The 20,872-nt window shown below is 70.5% G+C and carries 15 protein-coding genes, 1 tRNA gene, 1 other RNA gene and 2 pseudogenes; 11 read left to right on the forward strand and 8 right to left on the reverse strand.

The annotated features are described in order from the left end of the window. Window positions 1–138: twin-arginine translocation signal domain-containing protein (locus ABD317_RS17430; RefSeq protein ID WP_344290900.1), on the reverse strand; the 138-nt coding region annotated here is incomplete at its 3' end. Between the two features lie 450 nt (window positions 139–588). Then, entirely contained in the window at window positions 589–1,659 is a 1,071-nt protein-coding gene (locus ABD317_RS17435) for a substrate-binding domain-containing protein (RefSeq protein ID WP_027752700.1), read from the reverse strand. Between the two features lie 366 nt (window positions 1,660–2,025). Here ABD317_RS17435 and ABD317_RS37840 point away from each other — a divergent pair. The 6 genes and pseudogenes from ABD317_RS37840 to ABD317_RS17465 all read left to right on the forward strand — a co-directional run. Next, window positions 2,026–2,133, forward strand: a pseudogene (locus ABD317_RS37840) (RIFT barrel domain-containing protein); the annotation flags it as partial. A 50-nt stretch (window positions 2,134–2,183) separates the two neighbouring features. After that, window positions 2,184–3,623 carry a rhamnogalacturonan lyase family protein gene (locus tag ABD317_RS17440; protein WP_344290890.1) on the forward strand — a complete coding sequence of 480 codons (1,440 nt, stop codon included), beginning with the start codon at window positions 2,184–2,186 and terminating at the stop codon, window positions 3,621–3,623. 48 nt (window positions 3,624–3,671) lie between these two features. Continuing rightward, window positions 3,672–5,822, forward strand: a complete 2,151-nt coding sequence (locus ABD317_RS37845) for a family 43 glycosylhydrolase (RefSeq protein ID WP_425582384.1) — start codon at window positions 3,672–3,674, stop codon at window positions 5,820–5,822. A gap of 89 nt (window positions 5,823–5,911) precedes the next feature. Continuing rightward, entirely contained in the window at window positions 5,912–8,155 is a 2,244-nt protein-coding gene (locus ABD317_RS17455) for a rhamnogalacturonan lyase family protein (RefSeq protein ID WP_344290891.1), read from the forward strand. A 98-nt stretch (window positions 8,156–8,253) separates the two neighbouring features. Then, window positions 8,254–9,984, forward strand: coding sequence for a right-handed parallel beta-helix repeat-containing protein (locus tag ABD317_RS17460; RefSeq protein ID WP_344290892.1), 1,731 nt, complete (start codon window positions 8,254–8,256; stop codon window positions 9,982–9,984). A gap of 73 nt (window positions 9,985–10,057) precedes the next feature. Beyond that, the gene (locus tag ABD317_RS17465) at window positions 10,058–10,981 is read left to right on the forward strand and encodes a phosphorothioated DNA-binding restriction endonuclease (RefSeq protein WP_344290893.1); all 924 of its coding nucleotides are present in this window, start codon (window positions 10,058–10,060) and stop codon (window positions 10,979–10,981) included. 164 nt (window positions 10,982–11,145) lie between these two features. Here ABD317_RS17465 and ABD317_RS17470 read toward each other — a convergent pair whose 3' ends face one another. Continuing rightward, window positions 11,146–11,949, reverse strand: a complete 804-nt coding sequence (locus ABD317_RS17470) for a copper chaperone (protein ID WP_027752695.1) — start codon at window positions 11,947–11,949, stop codon at window positions 11,146–11,148. A 252-nt stretch (window positions 11,950–12,201) separates the two neighbouring features. Here ABD317_RS17470 and ABD317_RS17475 point away from each other — a divergent pair, with 252 nt between their 5' ends. After that, on the forward strand, window positions 12,202–12,855 hold the full coding sequence (locus ABD317_RS17475) for a DUF1326 domain-containing protein (protein ID WP_344290894.1): 654 nt from the start codon (window positions 12,202–12,204) through the stop codon (window positions 12,853–12,855). Between the two features lie 200 nt (window positions 12,856–13,055). Here ABD317_RS17475 and ABD317_RS17480 read toward each other — a convergent pair whose 3' ends face one another. The 4 genes and pseudogenes from ABD317_RS17480 to ABD317_RS17495 form a co-directional block, all read right to left on the reverse strand. Continuing rightward, the gene (locus tag ABD317_RS17480) at window positions 13,056–13,295 is read right to left on the reverse strand and encodes a hypothetical protein (protein ID WP_344290895.1); all 240 of its coding nucleotides are present in this window, start codon (window positions 13,293–13,295) and stop codon (window positions 13,056–13,058) included. Continuing rightward, on the reverse strand, window positions 13,295–14,287 hold the full coding sequence (locus ABD317_RS17485) for an SWIM zinc finger family protein (protein WP_344290896.1): 993 nt from the start codon (window positions 14,285–14,287) through the stop codon (window positions 13,295–13,297). Before ABD317_RS17485 ends, ABD317_RS17480 begins: the two co-directional genes overlap by 1 nt. After that, window positions 14,284–16,810 (reverse strand): annotated as a pseudogene (locus ABD317_RS17490) (DEAD/DEAH box helicase). Before ABD317_RS17490 ends, ABD317_RS17485 begins: the two are co-directional and overlap by 4 nt. A gap of 93 nt (window positions 16,811–16,903) precedes the next feature. Continuing rightward, window positions 16,904–17,182, reverse strand: a complete 279-nt coding sequence (locus ABD317_RS17495; protein WP_344290897.1) for a hypothetical protein — start codon at window positions 17,180–17,182, stop codon at window positions 16,904–16,906. 388 nt (window positions 17,183–17,570) lie between these two features. Here ABD317_RS17495 and ABD317_RS17500 point away from each other — a divergent pair, with 388 nt between their 5' ends. Next, the gene (locus tag ABD317_RS17500) at window positions 17,571–17,819 is read left to right on the forward strand and encodes a hypothetical protein (protein ID WP_037678403.1); all 249 of its coding nucleotides are present in this window, start codon (window positions 17,571–17,573) and stop codon (window positions 17,817–17,819) included. Further along, the gene (locus tag ABD317_RS17505) at window positions 17,816–18,211 is read left to right on the forward strand and encodes a DNA-binding protein (RefSeq protein WP_344290898.1); all 396 of its coding nucleotides are present in this window, start codon (window positions 17,816–17,818) and stop codon (window positions 18,209–18,211) included. The genes ABD317_RS17500 and ABD317_RS17505 overlap by 4 nt, the downstream gene beginning before the upstream one ends. A gap of 200 nt (window positions 18,212–18,411) precedes the next feature. Here ABD317_RS17505 and ABD317_RS17510 read toward each other — a convergent pair. Continuing rightward, a tRNA-Ser gene (locus ABD317_RS17510) sits at window positions 18,412–18,496 on the reverse strand. Between the two features lie 71 nt (window positions 18,497–18,567). Here ABD317_RS17510 and ffs point away from each other — a divergent pair. Continuing rightward, window positions 18,568–18,664, forward strand: an RNA gene (gene ffs / locus ABD317_RS17515) — signal recognition particle sRNA small type. 81 nt (window positions 18,665–18,745) lie between these two features. After that, on the forward strand, window positions 18,746–20,872 hold a 2,127-nt coding region (locus tag ABD317_RS17520), incomplete at its 3' end, for a DNA polymerase III subunit gamma and tau (RefSeq protein WP_344290899.1).

A 20,872-nucleotide genomic window follows, 5' to 3' on the forward strand; every position in this document is an offset into this window, starting at 1 on the left:
GACCGCGAACGTCGCGGCCTGTGCCGTGTGTGGCGATCTGGGGGCGGCCGGTGCCTGCCCCGCGCCGAGCAGGGACAGGCCCACGCCCGCCGTTCCGGCGGCGCTCATGCCGAGGAATGTGCGTCGTTGCATGCTCATGGATGACTCCTTCGGTGCAGGTCTGTGCGGGGGTGGGGCGCAGCTCGTGCGTGATCGAGGGAGACGTCCGTCCGTCACAGGGGCTCCGGCCCGGATGGATCTTTGATGACGGATGGAAAACGCTTTCCACCAAAAACCTTAGCTACCACGGGGGTCGGCGGCAAGCATCAGGGAGATGGGTGTAAGCGTTTTACCGTGAGACCGCGGGCGGCCGTCCCACGCGGTGCGCCGGGAGGTGCCATGGGCCGGGAACCCGGGGCGGGAGGGGGATCCGCGGGGATGGGGGACCGCTGTTCGTCATGGCGCCCGCCGGCGGTGACGAGGTCGCCGAGGAACCGGCAAGGGACACGCCGCCGCGGGTCATGCGCCCGGCTCACCGCTCGGCGGCGCCTTCTTCCCCGCGCTCGGTCTTCTCTGCACGTGGTCCAGGTCGGCCCGGTGCCGAGGTGCTCAGGACATGCGGCGGGGACGGGCTGAGTTGCGTATCACCAGGTGCGTCCCGATCGTGACGTGCGGAGGTGTGCCGCCGCGTGCCTCGTGCTCCAGCGCGAGGCGTACGGCGGTGCGCCCGACCTCCTCGTGCGACAGGTGCACGGTGGTGAGGTCGAGGTCGAGCGAGGGCTGGAGATCGTCGAAACCCACTATCGACACGTCGTCGGGCACCCTGAGCCCCTCTTCGGTCAGCGCCCGGACGGCACCGCCGGCGATGAGGTCGTTGAGGGCGAAGACCGCGGTGAAGTCCGGCGCACCGGTGGCCAGCCGCTCCTTCATCATCCGGTAGCCCTCGTGCCACTCCATCATGCCCTCGACCTCCAGCGCGGGGTCGTGCGGCACGCGGTGCGCGGCCAGCGCCCGGCGGTATCCGGCCACCCGGCCCTCGGCCGTGCTGTAGCCGGGACGGCTGCCGAGGCACAGGATCCGCTCGTGTCCCGCGGACAGCAGGTGGCTGGTCGCCGCGAACGCGCCACCGGCGTGGTCGTACTCCACGACGACCGCGGGCACGTCGGGGCCGAGCGGCGGGCGGCCGCACAGCACCAGCCGGGAACCGATGGCGGCCAAGCCGTGCGCGTACCGGCTCATGCGCTTGTGGTACGTCTCGTCGGCGACCACGTTGCCGACGAGGATGACCGCCTCCGCGTGCTGCTCCCGCATGAACTGCACCATGGCGAGCTCGCGCTCGGGGTCACCGCCGGTCGTGCCGATCAGGCACAGTCGGCCTTCGGCGGCGGTCTGCGCCTCCACACCCTGGGCGACGTGCGCGTAGGCCGGCGAGATCACCGAGTTGAGCACGATGGCGACGCTCTTGGCGGAGGTACCCGCGAGGGCCCGCGCGTGGGCGTTGGCAACGTAGTCCAGCTCCTCGACGGCGAGCATGACGCGCTTGCGGGTGGTGGGTGAGGCCGGGTAGTCGCCGCTGAGGATGCGCGAGACCGTGGCGACGGACACGCCGGCCCGGTCCGCCACCTCGCGGATCGTGGAGCGCCGCCGGCCGTTGGCAGGTACGTTCGCCCGTCGCGCCATCGTCCGTCGACCTTCCCGTCACCGCGGTACCGGAGGCACCGTTTCAGAAAACGCTACCTGAAACATGGGTACTCCCGGTGGCAGCGGCGTCATCAGCCGGCCAGTGCACGGGCGCGCCGTGCGGTGCCGGCGCGATCGAGGCCGCTCCCGCGTCCCGCCGGTCCGGCGTTGTGCCGCCGGCCGCGAGAAGCCGTAAGCGGGTTAAAGCGTTTTGTGGCGACAGCTCGACCTGAGAGCCGCGTGGCGGAACGATCAACACACCGGTCATGGCGCCGGAAAACCGGCCCGAGGTATTGACACGATCACGACAAGCCGGTTACCTGCCCCCAACGATAGTAAACGCTTTAACGCCGTCTCGGGTGGCCGGACGGCACGGTCAAGTGGACCGCACACGCGATCGGTACGGAGGTCGCGCCGGCGCGGGAGTACCCGCCGCGCACCGGAAGGCCGGCGGTCCCCACTGCCTGGCACTGATCGGAGCTCACCTGCCCTGAATCTTCCCTCACCCTGCATCGGGAGGAAAAGTGAACCGGTCCGTCAAGGCCCCGGTAGCCGGGGCCCTGGCCGTCCTGTTGACCACCTCGGTGACGACGTACGCCATAGGCGCGAGCGCCGCGACGACCCGCTACGAGGCGGAGAACGCGCCGGCAACCTGTGACGGGACCATCGACACCAACCACGCAGGCTTCTCCGGCTCGGGGTTCTGCAACACCTCCAACACCACCGGCGCCGCGGTCGAGTTCACGGTGAGCGCATCGACGGCGGAGTCCGCGACGTTACAGCTCGCGTTCGCCAACGGCGGCTCCGGCAGCAGGTCCGCGGACGTTCTCGTCAACGGCGCGAGGGTGCAGTCGACGTCGTTCGCGACCACCGGCTCGTGGTCGGCCTGGACCCGGCAGACGTGGACCGTGCAGCTGCGGGAGGGCAGCAACACGGTCCGGGTCGCCGCGACGAACGCCAGCGGCCTGCCCAACGTCGACTACCTCGACGTGAGCGACGACAGCGGCGAGCCACCGGGCGACGGCAGGCCGATGGAGGACCTCGGCCGCGGGGTCGTGGCCGTGCGGTCGGACAGTGACAGCGTCCTCGTCGGCTGGCGGCTGCTGGGGCTCGACCCGGACGGCATCGGGTTCCACGTGTACCGCTCCACCGCCGGAGGCTCGTGGACCAAACTCAACGGGAGCGTCCTGACCGGCGGCACCAACCACGTCGACTCGACGGCCGACCTGAGCCGGTCGAACAGCTACCGGGTGCGGCCCGTGGTCGACGGCGAGGAGCAGGAACCGAGCGGCGCGTTCACGTTGAGCGCCGATCATGCCGCTGAGCCGGTGGTGCGGGTTCCGTTGCGTGACGGTGGCCGGATCCAGTTCGTGTGGGTGGGTGATCTCACCGGTGACGGTGAGTACGACTACGTGCTGGACCGGCATGGGACGCAGCAGCGGATCGAGGCGTACCGCAGTGACGGCACGTTCCTGTGGGAAGTCAACATGGGGCCGAACAGCCGCGATCAGAACAACATCGAGGGCGGGTCGGCCACGATCGGCGTCGGTCACAACGACGGCGTTACGGTCTACGACTTCGACAGCGACGGCCGTGCCGAGGTGGCGGTGCGGATCGCCAACGGGGTCCGGTTCGGCGATGGCACCACGTACAACGGCATGCCGCGGCTGGAGCAGACCTGGGACTACGGCGGGGTCCTCGGGCCGCGCAGCCAGCCCGCTGTCCTGGGCGACATCCACGGCGACTGGTGCGAGGAGGTCGTCCTGCCCAACGGCTCGTACAACGAGCTGCTCGTGTTCACCACCGACCGGCCGTCGGACACCCGGCTGTACACGCTGGCGCACAACCCCGCCTACCGCAACGACATGACCGTCAAGGGCTACATGCAGTCCCACCACGTCGACTACTACCTCGGCGCCGGCATGACACAACCGCCCCGGCCGGACATCACCTACGGACAGTGATGCCGGTCAGCGATCACCTTCCCCACCCCCTGCATCGGAAGGAGTTCCATGAAACACCTCAGAAAGGTCTCGATACTCGGGTCCTTGCTGCTGTTCGTGGCGTTGGCGGTACCGCTGTCCTCAAGCACGACCGCGGCGGAGAAACCGGCAACGGGGGCCCAGGAAGCCGAACCGGTGGAGCGCGGCCTCGACTACCTGGTGTCGGACTACCAGACACGCAACCGGGCGGACTACACGGCCGACTCCTGGGCGCCTTTCGCCAAGGCGCTGACCACCGCGGCCGACGTCGCCGACGACACCTCGGCCGCCGCGTCGAACGTCGCCACCGCGAAGACGGCGCTGATGGACGCCGCCGCCGACCTGGAGCGCGCTGACGAGGGCACGTTCGAGACCATCACGAACGACGTCTTCTGGAACGACACCAGCGGCAATCCCATCTATTCGCAGGGCGGTGGCGTCTTCAAGTTCGGGGACACCTACTACTGGTACGGCGTGCACTACACCGGCGCCGAGTACTACCGGGCCAATCCGACGAGGAAGTACGACGGCGACGTCAGTTTCGTGTCGATCCCCGTGTACTCGTCCAAGGACCTGGTGAACTGGAAGTTCGAGAACCGGGTCGCGACGCGCTCCACCGGCGTCGGCGACGGCACCAACCTGGGCAGTGCGGGCTGGGTCGGGCGGCTCGGTGTCTCCTACAACGAGAACACCGGCAAGTACGTGCTCGCCGTGCAGATGTGGCACCCGAGCAGGGGCGGACACGGCGTTCTGCTGCTCCAGGGCGATTCGCCGACCGACACCTTCGACTACGGCTACTTCCAGACCCAGATCCAGAACTCGCCGACGAGCGGTACCGGAGACCAGACCGTCTTCACCGATGACGACGGCCAGGACTACCTGATCTTCTCCAACCGCGAAGGGCGTTCGCGCGGCTTCGTGGCGAAGTTCCGGGAATCGGACTCGCTGCGGATCGAACCGGGCGTGCAGATCCGCCGCGGCGACGGCCGCGAGGGCAACGCCATGTTCAAGCTCGACGGCAAGTATTACCACGCGGCGTCGGACCTGCACGGCTGGAACACCTCCGTCAACTACGTCAACGAGTCGACCAGCGGCAACATCCAGGGTTCCTACAGCAGCGAGTACACGCTTGCCGGCACCGAGATGGACTACAGCCACGTGACCCAGACCGGGTTCTTCGTGACGGTCAACGGCACCGAGCAGAACACGGTGATCTACGCCGGCGACCGCTGGGCCGACTTCGCCTGGAACGGCATCGGCTACAACCAGTGGGTGCCGATCACCAAGGACGGCGCGCGGCCGCGGTTCCACTCGATGAGCCAGTGGCAGTTCAACGTCACGACCGGAGAGTGGCGCGTCGGGCCGGCGAACAACTACATCCTCAACCCGGACATCCAGGCCGACCGGATCATCGTCTCCAACGTACGGGGATGGCGGAACATCGGCGGTTGGGTGACCAACGTCGACGGGGGTGCGAACGGGTCCCGCTTCGCACTCCAGATGGGCGACGGCGGCGGCGTCGAGCAGCGGATCGAGTCGGTGCCCGCGGGCACCTACACCCTGGCCCTGCACGCGCGGGGCAACGCCGGGCAGGTCGTGGTCACCGGCGCCGACGGCAGTCAGCGCACCCTGAGCGTCCCGTCGTCGGGCGGCTGGACCAAGCGCGAGCTGACCGGCATCGAGCTGCCCGCCGGGGCCGCCACGGTCACCGTGCGGGCGTCTGGTTCAGGCGGCTTCACCGTCGACCAGCTCTCCCTGGTCAAGACCTCCGGCGACGAACCGCCGCCGGTGGGGGAGCGGTACGAAGCGGAAACCGCGCCCGCGGTCTGCCAGGGCACCATCGACTCCAACCACACCGGCTACTCCGGCAGCGGGTTCTGCAACGGCGACAACGCCGTAGGCGCCTACGCCCAGGTCACCGTCACCCCGGAAGCCGCCGGCACGGCGACGCTGGGCATCCGGTTCGCCAACGGCGCCACCGGTGCGCGGCCGGCGAACCTGGTCGTCAACGGCACCACCGTCGCGACCGTGTCGTTCGAGCCCACCGGCGCCTGGACGACCTGGTCCACCAAGACGGTGACCGTCCCGCTGAACGCCGACGGCAACACCGTCCGCCTCGATCCCACCGGCTCCGCCGGGCTACCCAACATCGACTACGTCGACGTCGGCTCCGCGGCGTAACGACTGTCACCGCGGCGGTCAGGAGGGTGCCGGTTCTCCGGCGTCCTCCTGCTCCGCCGGTCCCTCGACCGCCCCCCTGGGAGTCCCTCATGTATTCGTTCAGACGGCGTGCGTCGCTGCTGTGTGCCGGACTTGCCATCACCCTGGTCGGTACCGGACTCGTCGTCAGCCCCACGGCGGCCTCCGCCGCGGCGACGACCCGCTACGAGGCGGAAACGGCACCGGCCACCTGCGACGGGCTCATCGAGTCAAACCACACCGGCTATTCCGGCACCGGGTTCTGCAACGGCGACAACGCGGTCGGCGCGGCGTCGCAGTTCACGGTGAGCGCGTCGGAGACCGGCACGGCGACGATCGGCGTCCGGTACGCCAACGGCACCACCACCGCACGCCCCGCCGACCTGATCGTCAACGGCGTCACCGTGCTGTCGATGTCGTTCGAGCCCACCGGTGCGTGGACCACCTGGGCGACGAAAACCGCGGCCGTGCAGCTGGATTCAGGCAACAGCACGATCCGCCTCGACCCCACCGGCGCAGACGGACTGCCCAACATCGACTACCTCGACCTCGAACCCGGAGACACCGGACCACCTCCCGACGGCAAGCAACTGGAGGACCTCGACCGCGGCCTGGTGAGCGTGCGGTCCGGGTCGGGCAACCTGGTGAGCTGGCGGCTGCTGGGCACGGACCCGTCGGCGGTGTCGTTCCACCTGTACCGGGGCGACACCCGGGTCTTCTCCGGGGCGGCGACCAACTACTACGACTCCGGCGCCTCGTCCGGTTCGTCCTACACCGTGCGGGCGGTCGTCGACGGTGTGGAGCAGCCGGCATCCGCACCATCGGTGACCTTCGCCAACGGCCACCTCGACGTGCCGATCCAGCGGCCGGCGGGCGGCGGCTCGTACAACTACCGCGCCAACGACGCCAGCGTCGGCGACCTGGACGGCGACGGCGCGTTGGAGATCGTGCTGAAGTGGGACCCGTCCAACTCCAAGGACAACGCCCAGGAGGGGCACACCGGCAACGTCCTGCTGGACGCCTACCGGCTCGACGGGCAGCGGCTGTGGCGCATCGACCTGGGCCGCAACATCCGGGCCGGCGCCCACTACACCCAGTTCCAGGTCTACGACTACGACGGCGACGGCCGCGCCGAGGTCGCGATGAAGACCGCGGACGGGACCAGGTCCGGCACGGGTCAGGTGATCGGCGACGGCAACGCCGACCACCGCAACTCGGTGGGGCGGATCCTGTCCGGGCCGGAGTTCCTGACGGTGTTCCGCGGCACGGACGGCGCGATCCTGGACACCGAGAACTACGACCCGCCGCGCGGCAACGTCTGTGACTGGGGCGACTGCTACGGCAACCGGGGCGACCGGTTCCTGGCGGGCACCGCCTATCTGGACGGCGAGCGGCCCAGCATCATCATGGCGCGCGGCTACTACACCCGGTCGGTCATCGCGGCGTGGGACTTCCGCGGCGGCCAGCTCGCCAAACGCTGGGTGTTCGACTCGGACAGGCAGAGCAACCCCTCGGCGTGGGCGGGCAAGGGCAACCACCAGCTGTCGGTCGCGGATGCCGACGGCGACGGCCGCGACGAGGTGCTGTACGGGTCGATCGCCATCGACGACGACGGCCGCGGACTGTGGCAGCGCGGCACCCACCACGGCGACGCCTACCACGTGGGTGACCTGGTCCCGTCCCGGCCCGGCCTGGAGGTGTTCGCTCCGACGGAGTGGAGCAACGAGCCCGCGCACTGGGTGGCCGACGCGCGCACCGGCGGGGACGTCTCCCGCAACGGCTCCTGCAACTGCGACAACGGACGCGGCGTGGCCGCCGACGTCTGGGCCGGCAACCCGGGTGCCGAGATCTGGTCGGCGGCCGTCGGCGGGCTGCGCAGCGCCGCCGCCAACGCCCAGGTCGCCGGCCGCAAACCCGGCTCGACGAACTTCCTGGCCTGGTGGGACGGCGACCCGGTGCGCGAACTGCTCGACGGCAACCACATCGACAAGTACGGAACCGGCGGCGACACCCGGCTGCTCACCGCCGGCGACGTGTTCGTGCCCAACGGCACCAAGGCCACGCCGTCGCTGTCCGGCGACATCCTCGGCGACTGGCGCGAGGAGGTCATCTGGCCGACCAACGACCAGAGCCGGCTGCGGATCTACAGCACGCCCCACCACACCGACCTGCGCCTGCCGACCCTGCTGCACGACCCGCAGTACCGGGTGGCGCTGGCCTGGCAGAACACCGCGTACAACCAGCCACCGCACCCCGGCTTCTTCCTCGGCGACGGCATGAGCGCCCCGCCGCGACCCGACATCCACGTCCGCTGACCACGCTCGGGCGGGGGCCGTCGGTCAACCCCGGGCGCCCTGCCCGGGGTTGACCGAGGAGGCACAAGCGACGACCACCGCTCACTGAGGAGTGTTGAATGAAAGCACTGGCAATGCTGGCCGTGACGGCCGTCCTGACCGGTGTGGCGGGGGCGTCCGCGCCCCATGCCGACGCGGCGCCGACCGCACAGGTCTACTACGTGGCACCGAACGGCAACGACAGCGCGGCGGGTACGCAGGCCGCCCCCTGGGCATCGATCGCCCACGCCCAGTCCGCGGCCCGGGCCGGTGACACCGTCTACTTCCGGGGCGGCACCTATGCCTACACCCGTGCGAACAGGAACTGCTCAAGTCAGACCGACAGGGTCGACGCCATCACCCTCAACAGGAGCGGAAGTTCAGGCAACCCGATCCGCTACTGGGCCTACCCGGGTGAGACGCCGGTCTTCGACTTCTCCGGCATGCGCGACAACTGCCGGATCAAGGGCTTCAACGTCACCGCCAGCCACCTCCATCTCAAGGGGCTGGAAGCCACCGGCGTGCCGCAGAACAACAACCTCAACGCCGAATCCTGGGGCATCTGGGTCTCGGGAAGCAACAACACGTTCGAGCAGCTCGACCTCCACCATCACATGGGGACCGGCCTGTTCATCAACGGCGGCGGCGGCAACCTCGTCCTCAACTCGGACTCACACGACAACTACGACCCGCGCAGCAGCGACGGGCCCGGCGAGAACGCCGACGGCTTCGGCTCGCACTACACGCCGGCCGGCCGTCAGGCGAACGTGTTCCGGGGGTGCCGCGCGTGGTGGAACGCCGATGACGGCTACGACCTCATCTCCACGTACTCGCCGGTTACCCTGGAGCACTCGTGGGCCTGGCGCAACGGATATGAACCGGGGACGACGAATCCCGCCGGCAACGGAGCCGGCTTCAAGGTGGGTGGCTTCGGCGGCGACTACGACTCCGGCGCGGTGAAGCACACCGTCCGCTTCTCGGTCGCCTTCCTGAACAAGGCGGCGGGTTTCTACTCCAACCACCACCCGGTGGCCAACGACTACTTCAACAACACCGGCTACGGAAACCACCCCAACTTCAACATGCGGGGAATCGACTCAAGCGGCAACGCCGTCGGCCGCGGGAACCTGCGCAACAACGTCGCCTACACCGGAACGCCGACCTCGTACATGAACGGCACCAACTCGTCGTACAACTCCTGGGACCTCGACATCAACCTGTCGGACTCCGACTTCCAGAGTGTGTCGACATCGGGCTGGGACGCACCCCGGCAGGCCGACGGGAGTCTGCCCGCGCTGCCCCACCTCCGTCCCGCGCCGAACAGCGAACTGATCGACAAGGGCACCGACGTCGGCCTGCCCTACAGCGGGACGGCACCGGACCTCGGCGCCTTCGAGGCGTCCGGCGACACGGAACCACCGGACCGGCAGCGCTACGAGGCGGAGTCCGCCCCGGCGACCTGCGACGGCACCATCGACTCGAACCACCCCGGCTTCTCGGGTACGGGCTTCTGCAACGGTGACAACGCCGTCGGCGCGGCCGCACAGTTCACGGTGACCCCCGAGGGGGCAGGCTCGGCGACGGTAGCCGTCCGCTTCGCCAACGGCGCGGACGCGCGGCCGGCGGATGTGGTCGTGAACGGAGTGACGGTGGGGACGGTGTCGTTCGAGTCCACCGGCGCGTGGTCGGCATGGGCAACCAAGGAGCTGACCGTGCCACTGAACGCCGGCAGCAACACCATCCGGCTGCATCCGACCACCCCCGCGGGCCTGGCCAACATCGACTACCTCGACCTCGCCGCCGCTGCCTGACCTCCCCGGCGGAGGACGAGCGGCAAGCGTCCGGCCCGCGTGACCGTGGCCTACTCGTGGCACAGTGACGTCCATGACGGTGGACGAGTTGTTGCGTCTGTTGACGACGGTCCGGCGGGCGACGACGGGCAACGGGCGGGCGCCGCACAAGCCGCTGCTGTTGCTCTGGCTGCTGGGGCGTCTGTCCGCCACCGGCCGCAGCGCTGTCACGTACGACGAGGCGGCCGAGCCCGTCAGTCGGCTGATCAACGACTTCGGCCCAGCGGTTGCCAGCCCTGCCCGGGCCCGCGACCGCGCCGCGATGCCCTTCGTGCACCTTGAGCGGGATCTGTGGGAGCTACGTGATCTTCACGGTGAGCCCATCGGCCCGGGGGAGCGCGAGAGCGGCGCGGTGCTGCGGCGCCGTCAGGCGCACGGTCGGCTACGTCCTGAAGTCGAGGCTCTCGTCGCGGACTCTCGCACGCGGGCGGCGGCGGCACGGGTGCTTCTCGACCAGCACTTCACGCCCGCTCTGGAAGGAGCCATCTGCACGGCCGTCGGTCTGGACCTGACCGACCTCGAACTCGCCGCCTATGAACTGGTGGCGGCCCGGCGCCGCAGTCGGCGGGCGGGTTTCACCGAAGAGGTGCTGCGGGCGTACGCCTACGCATGCGCTATGTGCGGCTTCGACGGCGCACTGGGACGCAACCCGGTCGGCCTGGAGGCGGCCCACGTCCGCTGGCACAGCCACGAGGGACCGGACGAGGTGAGCAACGGCGTCGCGCTGTGCTCGCTCCACCACACCCTCTTCGATCTGGGTGCCCTCGGACTCACCGCGGAGCTGCGGATTCAGGTCTCGGAGCTGTACGTGGCGCGCAGTCCGGCAGGGCTGACCATCGACAACCTTCACGATCGGCCGCTCAACAGGCCGCGCCGGGGGCAGCCCGCCCCCGCCTCCGCCCATCTCCACTGGCACGGCCACGAGGTCTTCAAGGGACGCATCGGTACGGCCGCATGACTGCGCTGGGAATCAAGGCCGAGGTCGTGGCGCTGCCAGCCGGCTCGCCGGAGGCGTGCACGGCCTCCTGACCCCCGCCGCTCCGCGACGGTGGAGTGCGCGCCCCGGCTGGTTGATGACGAGGCTCTCGCCCGCCACCGCCGCGACAGGCCGAGGCGGGCGCTTCAGGAACCCCGCAGCCCGGGCAGCAGGAAATCGTGCAGGAGACCCAGCGCGGTCAGGACGGCCAGGGCCAGGAACACCGCGCCGACCGCGCTGGAGAACAGCGGGCCCAGGCGCCACAGCTTCTCCACGAAAATGATCATTGATACCGCGGCCATCGCCGCGATGTTCATCGAGCCCAGCGGAATCAGGACGATCATGAGGCCCCAACAGCAGCCGACGCAGTACAGCCCGTGATGGATCCCCACCCGCAGGTCCCGGGCCCTCGTCCGGAAGCCGGCATAGCGCACCAGTTGGCTCATGGGGCTGCGGCAGTGGCGCAGGCAGACGTCCTTCAGCGGGCTGAACTGCTGCAGGGCGGCGGCGAGGAAGGCGCCGGCCCCGATCCACCGTCCGGCCTGGGGACGGCCCTCCACCAGACCGCCGAACAGGACGAGCATCCCGTAGACGAGCAGGCCGAACACCGCCCAGGCGAGCAGGTACCCGGTCACGAACTGGGTGGTCCTGAGCACCCGAGCGGCCCCCGATGCCTGCCGGCCGATGGCCCGGGCCCAGGTGACGGCCACCGGTGCCACGGACGGGAACATCATGGCGATCATCATGGCCACCCAGAGCAGCAGGAACAGCGGCACGCTCAGGCCCATCGTCCCCGGGCCCACGCCCATGTCGTCCGTCTGAGCGACCACCAGAACCCAGGCGAGCAGGGCGATCAGCGACATGAGGAACCAGCCGGCGGCCAGCTGTCGAGCCGGGAGCAGATCGCCGGATCGCAAGGGCGGCGTCAGCCGTTCCCGATGGGGAAGCATGGTTCCAGCCCACCACGGACGACGGCGGGTGGCGCGTCGGTGCCGAGGGCGGAGGTGGTCCGGTGCCTTGGCTCGCGACCGTGTTCAGTGAGACAATGAGAGCAAATGACGCGATTGCCGAGCTGCTAAGGCCGGAGTTCGGCACCGGCGCAATACGCGAGTCACTCGGGCACCGGCGCCCTGTTGCCGCCCTCGGGTCTCCTTCCATACTGCTCGGCGTCGTAGGAGCGCCGTGTGCAAGGAGGCGGCGAGATGTCCGAGACGACGCAGACCGTTCCGCAATGGCACGTGTCCGGCGAATGGTTCGACACGTGCAGATGCGATATTCCGTGTCCTTGTTCGTTCGCGCAGCCACCGACGGACGGGCATTGTGAGGGAGTCCTGGCCTGGCACATCCGTGAGGGGCACTACGGCGACGTCGCCGTGGACGGGCTCAACGTGCTGATGCTGGGCTCGTTTGTCGGCAACGTGTGGGCCGAGCACTCCGATGCGTACGCGGCGGTCTTCCTCGATGCGCGTGCCGACGCCGCGCAGCGCGAAGCGCTACAGATGATCTTCAGCGGTGAGGCCGGTAGCTGGCCCGCGGAGATGATCAGCATGTTCGGGGCCGAGATGCGTGGCATGGATTTCGCCCCCATCGAGTTCGAGGTCGATGACGATCTTGGAAAGTGGCGGGCCGCTGTCCCGGGCCGGGTCGAGGCCAGTGCGGTCGCACTCACCGGGCCGACGACACCCGAGGGCGCACGGGTCCAGACGACGAACCTCCCCGGATCGGAAACGGGCCCGGGCCAGGTCGCGACCTGGGGCCGCTCGGTGGCGGACCGCGCCGACGCCTTCGACTTCCGGTGGAGCCGCGAGGGCCGGTCCAGCAAGCACATCACCTTTGACTGGACAGGACCGGGCTGATCGCACGAGACAAGCGCGACCCTGCGATGAACCGGGTCCCACGCACGTCGAAGGGCCCCACCCCGAACGGTGGGACCCTTCGACGTCGTGCCTGGTCAGGCGGTGCGGAGGATACGAGATTCGAACTCGTGAGGGTGTGAACCCGGCGTGAGTGTGTCCGGCTTCTGCTCGCGGTTCCTGGTCAGCGGCGAGCCGCCTCCTTACTCCCTGTTCTGCGACCAGGCCGCAGTGAGCGCGGTGACCGGGTCACTGTCGGCTGGTGCCGCGGGCCACCATTCGCCGTCGTCCTGGAGGTAGGGGTACCAGCGGGCGTCGGGACCCAGACGCAGTTGGACGCCGTGGTCGGTGAGGGTGAGGCGGTTGCGCCAGGCTCTGAGGTGCGTGGGGGAGTCGGCCATCTCGGAGAGGGCCGTGTCCAGGGCGGTGCGGGTGGCCTTCATCACCGTCGGGTCAGGGGTGTAGGGCTGTTCGGCGACGGTGATGCCCGTGGGGCCGCCGTGGCGCCAGGCGCGGTGAGGCGTGCGAAGGCAGTGGGGTTGCTGCCGGTGTTCTGGATCAGGTGGTGGAACCACTCGGGTCCGGGATTGCCTGCGGCGATGCGGACGGCGTCCTGGTGCTGGGGCAGGTGCAGGTCGGCGGTGTCGCCCGCGAGGAGCCGGGCGGCGCGCGCGGCGGCGTCGGCCATGAGGCGTTCCAGGTCCGCGGCGGCGAGGCCGCTGCCGGGTGGCGGGGCGACGGGCAGTGCTGTGGTGTGGGCGGCGGGTTCCGGGAGTTCGGGCAGTTCGGGGGGCTCTTCGGCCCAGTGGGCGTACGCGGCAGCGGCCGGGATGCCGGCCGGTGCCGGTGGGGCGGCGGTGTCCTGCGCTGCCGTACGGAGCGCGCGCAGCTGGGCGAAGACCTCCTCGCGACCGCGGCCGCGCAGTGCGAAGAGCACGAATGGGTCGGTGTCGATGGTGGCGGCGATGGCGTAGCAGAGCGCGGCGGCGTGCTTGCAGGGGTGCCCCCAGTCGGGGCAGGAGCACTCCGGATCGAGTTCGGTGGGCAGTGGGAGCAGCGGGACGCCTGCGTGCCGGGCGTCGTCCACGAGTTCGGCGGGCATCTCGGCGTCGAGAAGTGCTGCGAGATGTCCGGCGCGGGCTGCGATCGCGCCGAGCAGGGTGTCCCACTGAGGGTCGGTGAGGACGGGCAGGTGCACTGAGGAGCGGTACGGGCGCGGGCGGCTGCCCTGGACAGCGGCGTTGACCCGGCCCGGAGCGACGGTGACCGGGCCGACCATGCCTTTGCGGGCGTAGGTGCGTCCACGCGAGAGCCGTCCGGCGTCCAGGGTGGAGTCCTCCAGGGCGGCCACCCATGCCTGGCCCCACCAGGTCGCGGCGAAGGCTCGCTTGCCGCGGGCGGGCGCACGACGCGGGCCGGGGACAACGGGGCTCATGACTGCCTTCCCAGGGCGACGAGGTCGGCGAGGTCGGCGTCGGACAGTTCGGTCAGGGCTGCCTCGCCGGAGCCGACAACGGCTTCGGCGAGGGCGCGCTTGGCTTCGAGCAGCTTCGCTACCTTGTCCTCCACGGTTCCCTCCGTGAGGATTTTGTGCACCTGGACGGGTTTGTCCTGGCCTATGCGGTAGGCGCGGTCGGTGGCCTGGTCCTCGACGGCCGGGTTCCACCAGCGGTCGTAGTGCACGACGTGGCTGGCGCGGGTGAGGTTGAGTCCGGTGCCGGCCGCCTTCAACGACAGCAGGAACACCGGCACTTCACCGCGCTGGAAGCGGTCCACCATCTCCTCGCGCTGCGCGACGGGGGTGGCACCGTGCAGGAAGAGAGCGGGGACGCCACGCTCGGCGAGATGCTTCTCCAGCAGGGCCGCCAGCTGTTTGTACTGCGTGAAGACCAGCACGGATTCGCCTTCGGCGGTGATGGTGTCGAGAAGTTCGTCGAGCAGGTCGAGCTTGCCGGAGCGGCCCCGCAGGGGAGTGGACTGGCGCCGGTTGTGCTCTTTCAGATACTGGGCGGGGTGGTTGCAGATCTGCTTCAGTGCGGTGAGCAGCTTGAGTACCAGACCGCGCCGTGCTCGGCCGTCAGCGGGACGATGTGGTCGGTCTCGGTCTTGGGCGGCAGTTCGGGCGCGACGCCGGGGTCGGACTTCTTGCGGCGCAGCAGGAAGGGGCGTACGAGACGGGACAGGCGCTTGGCTGCCTCGGGATCCTCGCCCGCCTCGATGGCGCGGGCATGCCGGTCACGGAAGGCGGTGAGTGTGCCGAGGAGCCCGGGTGTGGTCCAGTCGAGCAGTGCCCACAGTTCGGAGAGGTTGTTCTCCACGGGGGTGCCGGTGAGAGCGACGCGGGCGCGGGCGGGCAGGGCGCGCAGTTCGCGGGCGGTGACGGCGTAGGGGTTCTTGACGTGCTGGGCCTCGTCGGCGGCCACCAGCGACCAGGCTGTCTCGGCGAGCACTTCGCGGTCGCGGCGCAGCACTCCGTAGGTGACCAGGACGATCTCGTCGCCGGCCAGGTCCTTGAGGTGGCGGTCGCCGCCGTGGTAACGGCGTACGGGGGTGAGCGGTGCGAATCTGGCGGCCTCGCGCTGCCAGTTGCCGAGCAGAGAGGCCGGGCAGACGACAAGGGTGGGGCCCGCGGTGGTGGGGTCGCTCTGGCGGTGCAGGTGCAGAGCGAGCAAGGTGATGGTCTTGCCCAGGCCCATGTCGTCGGCGAGACAGCCGCCGAGGCCGAGTGCGCACATCTCGGCCAGCCAGGCCAGGCCCCGCTTCTGGTACTCGCGCAACGTGGCCTTGAGGGCGACGGGATGGGGCACGAGGGTGCGGGACTCGGGATCGCGGATACGAGCGACCAGGTCGCCGAGCGCACCGACCGCCGTACAGGGGACCCGGTCACCGTCCCTCCCCCAGCCTCCGGCCGGAGGGACCCCCATCTCGCTTCGCTCGGCCTCGCCGGTCAGCGCGGCGCTCAATGCCTCCATGGGGGTGAGCGGTTCCATCCGGCGGCGCTTGGCGCGGGCCACCAGCTTCGGGTCGGCGACCACCCACTGGTCGCGAAGCCGGACGAGGGGACGGCGCGACTCTGCGAGGGCATCCATCTCGGCCTCGGTGAGCGGCTCGCCGCCGAGGGAGATCTGCCAGCGGAAGTCGAGGATGGCCTCGGTGTCCAGCAGGCCGCCCGCGGTGGAACCGGGGGCGGTGCGCTGCCCGATCTCCGCGGTCGCGGTGAGTGCCTTGACCAGCTCGCGGGGCCAGTGCACGCCGACACCGGCCGCACGCAGCGCGTCCGTGGCGTCCCCGAGGAGATCGAAGGCTTCGTCGTCGGTCAACCGGAGCTGATCGGGAGCGGCATCGTCGAGCAGCCTTTGCAGCGGAGGCCAGGCGCGGGCGCCGCGGCGCAGGGCAAGCAGGGTCTCGGTCTCGGCGCGTGGGCCGAGCAGCCGCTCCACTTCGGTCGGCTCGTTCAGAGTCGTGCGGCCTCGATGACGAGCGCCGGGTCCGCCGCGGTGTGCAGTTGCAGGACGGCCCGGAACTGCCGTCGGCGTCCTTCGGGTACGTCGACGCGCAGGGAGACACTGACCTCGGCGGTGATCGCCGCCTGGGTTTCCTCGGCCCATTCACGCAAGGTGGGCACGGCACGCGCCTCGCGCCAGGCGTACGGCAGCGTTCCCATGGCGAGCGGCGCGGCCGGGGTACGGACCAGATCATCGGCGACCGCGTCGCAGAACTGGCGTACCAGCGCCGCCGGTTCGGCGATCCTCCCCCGAGTTCTCGGCTGCGCTCGAACAGGGGGGACCCCCAACTGCGCAGGGCCTGGCTCGGGCAGGCAGTGGGCGTGTGGCGGGAAGGCGGCGGCCAGGGCGTCCAGCGTCTGGCGCTGGGCGGCGGCAAAAGGGCCCGCCTGCCAGGTGTCGTAACCGGCGGGGGTAAGGGCCGGGTGGAGGCGGCCGTCGGCGAGCAGCCGCAGCGCGAAGCGAGTGGCGGCCTGCCAGGCGGCGCCGGAGGGATGCGTCGGCTCCGCATCGGCCAGGGCGGAGACGGCGACGGCGACAGGCAGCGCCTAACCCTCGACCCTGCGCCGCCTGACTGAGCGGCCGTGCGGCAGGACCAGCTCCACCGTCTCGGTCTCAAGGCCGGTGGGCGCCACCCTGTCTCCGGCTGCTGCACCGGTCGGCTTCCACAGCAGCAACCGCCCACGGCGGGCGGGCTCACCGGGCAGGAACACCGCCGCCCAGCCGGCGCCGAGCAACTCCCCCGCGAAGGCGGACGTTTCCTGCCGGGCCAGCGGCGGTGCGCCCCTCGCGCCCGTACTCGGCTCTCGTACGACGACTCGTGCCACTCTCTTCCGCCCTGTCGCTTGCCGGACCCTCCCAGGGCCGCTCACTACCGAACCCCACCAGGCAACGTCACACGCTGGCAACCGCGGGCCCCGGCTTGACTGCTGGCGATGGCGCTACGACGGATACGCCGCTGCTGAACACACCGGTCCTCAACCGTGCGGTGCAGCGCTACGGTCAGGCCATGAGCACCTGGGGCCCAGCCGCGCTGGAGTGCCCCCGAGGGCTGGCAATGGATCGAGGCATACCCCTGGGCTCGCTGAACTGGCGCGTCGTACAACTGCCCGGCTGATCCCCTGCTCGACATGACAGTCGCCGCGATTGCCGCTGACCGGACCGACTGCGGGGAGAGGCAGCACTCAGCGCGCATACCGCAGTATGCTTGCTGGTATGGCTGACACCACACGCATCACGGTGACACTCCCCACCGAGCAGGTGGCGGAGCTCAAGAAGATCACGGACAACATCTCCGGCTACGTGGCCGAAGCGGTCGCCAGGCAGATCCGGCACCAGCTCCTGGGGGCCGACCTGCGTAGCCACACAGACGAGCACGGGGCCTTCAGCGAGGAAGAGCTGGCCGAGGCGCGGGCGCGGATCTTCGGTACGACGCAGGCCGCCGGTGGCGCGAGCGCCGCGTGAGCGGGCACCTCGAAACCGTCGTCCTGGACAGCGAGGGGCTGTCGGCCTGGGTGGCGCAGGACCGGAAGGTTCTGGCGATGTTCCAGGTGTTCCACGACATGGGAGCGGACCTTGTCGTCAGCGCCAACACCATCGTGGAGGTGAGTCACGCCAGGGTGCCCCGACTGCAATGGGCGCTCTCCCGGGTCAAGGCGGAGCCGGTCACGGAGACGGCGGCCAAGGCGGCGGCACAACTGCTCAAGGGCGCCGGTCTGCACGGACACAAGTACGCGATCGACGCCACCGTCGCGGAAGCGGCTTTGCGTCAGCCTGGCCCGGTCGCCATCCTCACGTCGGATGTCGATGACCTGACCCGGCTGTGCGGCAGCAAGGTCCGGATGATCGGGCTGTAATCGCGACATCGCCCCGGGGCGGGCAGAGCTCCTCTGGGTCTGCGTCGGTCGCTCTGCAGGCCCTGAGCGTGCGCCTTTCCTGCTTGAGGATGTGTCCTAAATGTCGCCTATAAATGCAACCGAAACTGCAACCAGGGCATGCCGAAGAGCCGGATCGCAATGAGCGGTCCGGCTCTTCGTTTCGCCTGTTCAGGCGGGTGCGGAGGATACGAGATTCGAACTCGTGAGGGTGTGAACCCAACACGCTTTCCAAGCGTGCGCCCTAGGCCTCTAGGCGAATCCTCCGCGGGCCACATTACAAGACGGGGCGGGGTGGGAGCGAACTCGTTCGCGAGGGGTGGCATCGGTTATGGTGGAGGCGCCCCTCACGCGGCGCTAACTCGCTGAACTCCCCCAGGGCCGGAAGGCAGCAAGGGTAGGCGGGCTCTGGCGGGTGCGTGGGGGGCGCCTCGTTGTCCGGGCGGGCGCCGGGTCGCCGGGCGGGGTTCCTGCGGGTGGGCGCCGTTGTCGGCTGTCACCGATATCGTCGTAGTCGTGTCGCAGCTCGCTCTCTACCGCCGCTACCGGCCCGAGACCTTCGGCGAGGTCATCGGGCAGGACCACGTGACCGGCCCGCTGCAGCAGGCGCTGCGGAACGGGCGGGTCAACCACGCGTATCTGTTCAGCGGGCCACGCGGCTGCGGGAAGACGACGAGCGCGCGCATCCTCGCCCGCTGTCTCAACTGCGAGCAGGGGCCCACGCCGGAGCCGTGCGGGGAGTGCCGGTCGTGCCGGGACCTGGCGCGGAACGGGCCAGGGTCGATCGACGTCATCGAGATCGACGCCGCGTCGCACGGCGGCGTGGACGATGCCCGTGAGCTGCGGGAGAAGGCGTTCTTCGGGCCGGCCGCCAGTCGCTACAAGATCTACATCGTCGACGAGGCGCACATGGTCACCTCCGCGGGGTTCAACGCCCTGCTGAAGGTGGTCGAGGAGCCGCCCGAGCACCTGAAGTTCATCTTCGCCACGACCGAGCCGGAGAAGGTCATCGGGACGATCCGGTCCCGCACGCACCACTACCCCTTCCGCCTCGTCCCGCCCGGCACCCTGCGCGACTACCTCGCGGACGTCTGCCGCGTCGAGTCGATCCCGGTCGAGGACGCGGTCCTGCCCCTGGTCGTACGGGCCGGGGCGGGCTCCGTGCGGGACTCGATGTCGGTCATGGACCAACTCCTCGCCGGTGCCGGGGCGCAAGGTGTGACGTACGACATGGCCACCGCCCTCCTCGGATACACGGACGGGGCTCTGCTCGACTCCGTCGTCGACGCCTTCGCGGCGGGGGACGGCTCGGGGGCGTTCGCGGTCGTGGAGCAGGTCATCGAGGGCGGGCACGATCCGCGGCGGTTCGTCACGGACCTGCTGGAGCGGCTGCGGGACCTCGTGATCCTGGCCGCGGTCCCGGACGCCGGCGACAAGGGGCTGATCGACGTCCCGGCGGACGTGCTGGAGCGGATGCGGCGCCAGGCCGACACCTTCGGCGCGGCCGAGCTGAGCCGCGCGGCCGACCTCGTGAACGAGGGACTCACCGAGATGCGCGGCGCCACCGCGCCGCGGCTGCAGCTGGAGCTGATCTGCGCGCGCGTGCTGCTCCCCGGCGCGTACGGGGACGAGCGCTCGGTGATGGCCCGGCTGGACCGCCTGGAGCGCAACGCCGCGACGGGCCCGCCCGCCATGGGGTACGTACCGGGGCCGGAGGCCCACCGGCCGCCGGGCGGTGGCGGTGGCGGTGGTGGTGGTGCGGAGGCCGCGCGGGCGGGTATTGCGGAGCGCGGTGGGCCGGTCACCCCCGGTGGGGAGGGTGCCGCTGCCGCTGCCGCTGCCGCTGCCGGTTCCGGTGGGTCCGGGGGTTCCGGGGGCGGGCCTGCCCCGTCTTCCGGGGATGGGGCTGCCGGCGGCGGTCCTTTCGGCGGCGGTCCTTCCGGGGGTGGGGGCGTTGGTCGGACGGACGGCCGGGACGACTCGGGTTCCGGCGGTGGTGCTGTCGCCGCTGCGGGCGGGGACGCGGCGGCCGGGGGGCAGGGGCGTCGGCCCGGGGCCTGGCCCGGGAGCGGGGGCGCCCCCGTGGGCGGTGCTCCGCGGTCCGGGGGCGGCGGGGGGCAGGGGTCTGCGCCGGCAGCGCCCGCACCCGCGGCGTCTGCACCGGCTGCACCGGCGGCGGAGTCCGGCGGCGGGGGTGTTGCCGCGGCGTCCGCCGGGGGGGTGCCCGCGCAGCAGGGAGGCGGCGTTGCGGGGGCCGCTTCCGTACGGCAGATGTGGCCCGACATCCTTGAGGCCGTCAAGCACCGGCGGCGCTTCACCTGGATTCTGCTGAGCCAGAACGCGCAAGTCACCGGGTTCGACGGCGGGACCCTCCAGCTCGGCTTCGCCAACGTCGGCGCGCGGGACAGCTTCGTCAACGGCGGCAGCGACGAGGTGCTGCGCGAGGCGCTGGCGGAGCGGTTCGACGTGCAGTGGAAGGTCGAGGCCATCGTGGACCCGACCGTCGGCCCGGGCGGCGGCCCGGCGGCCGCGCCCGGACCCGGCGGTTCCGGCGGGCCGGGTGGCGGTCCCGGCGGTGGTTCCGGGGGGCCCGGACCCGGCGGTGGGCCGGGCGGCTCCGGGGGCGGTCCCGGGTTCGGGGGC

Source organism: Streptomyces synnematoformans, assembly GCF_039531005.1.
GTDB lineage: Bacteria > Actinomycetota > Actinomycetes > Streptomycetales > Streptomycetaceae > Streptomyces > Streptomyces synnematoformans.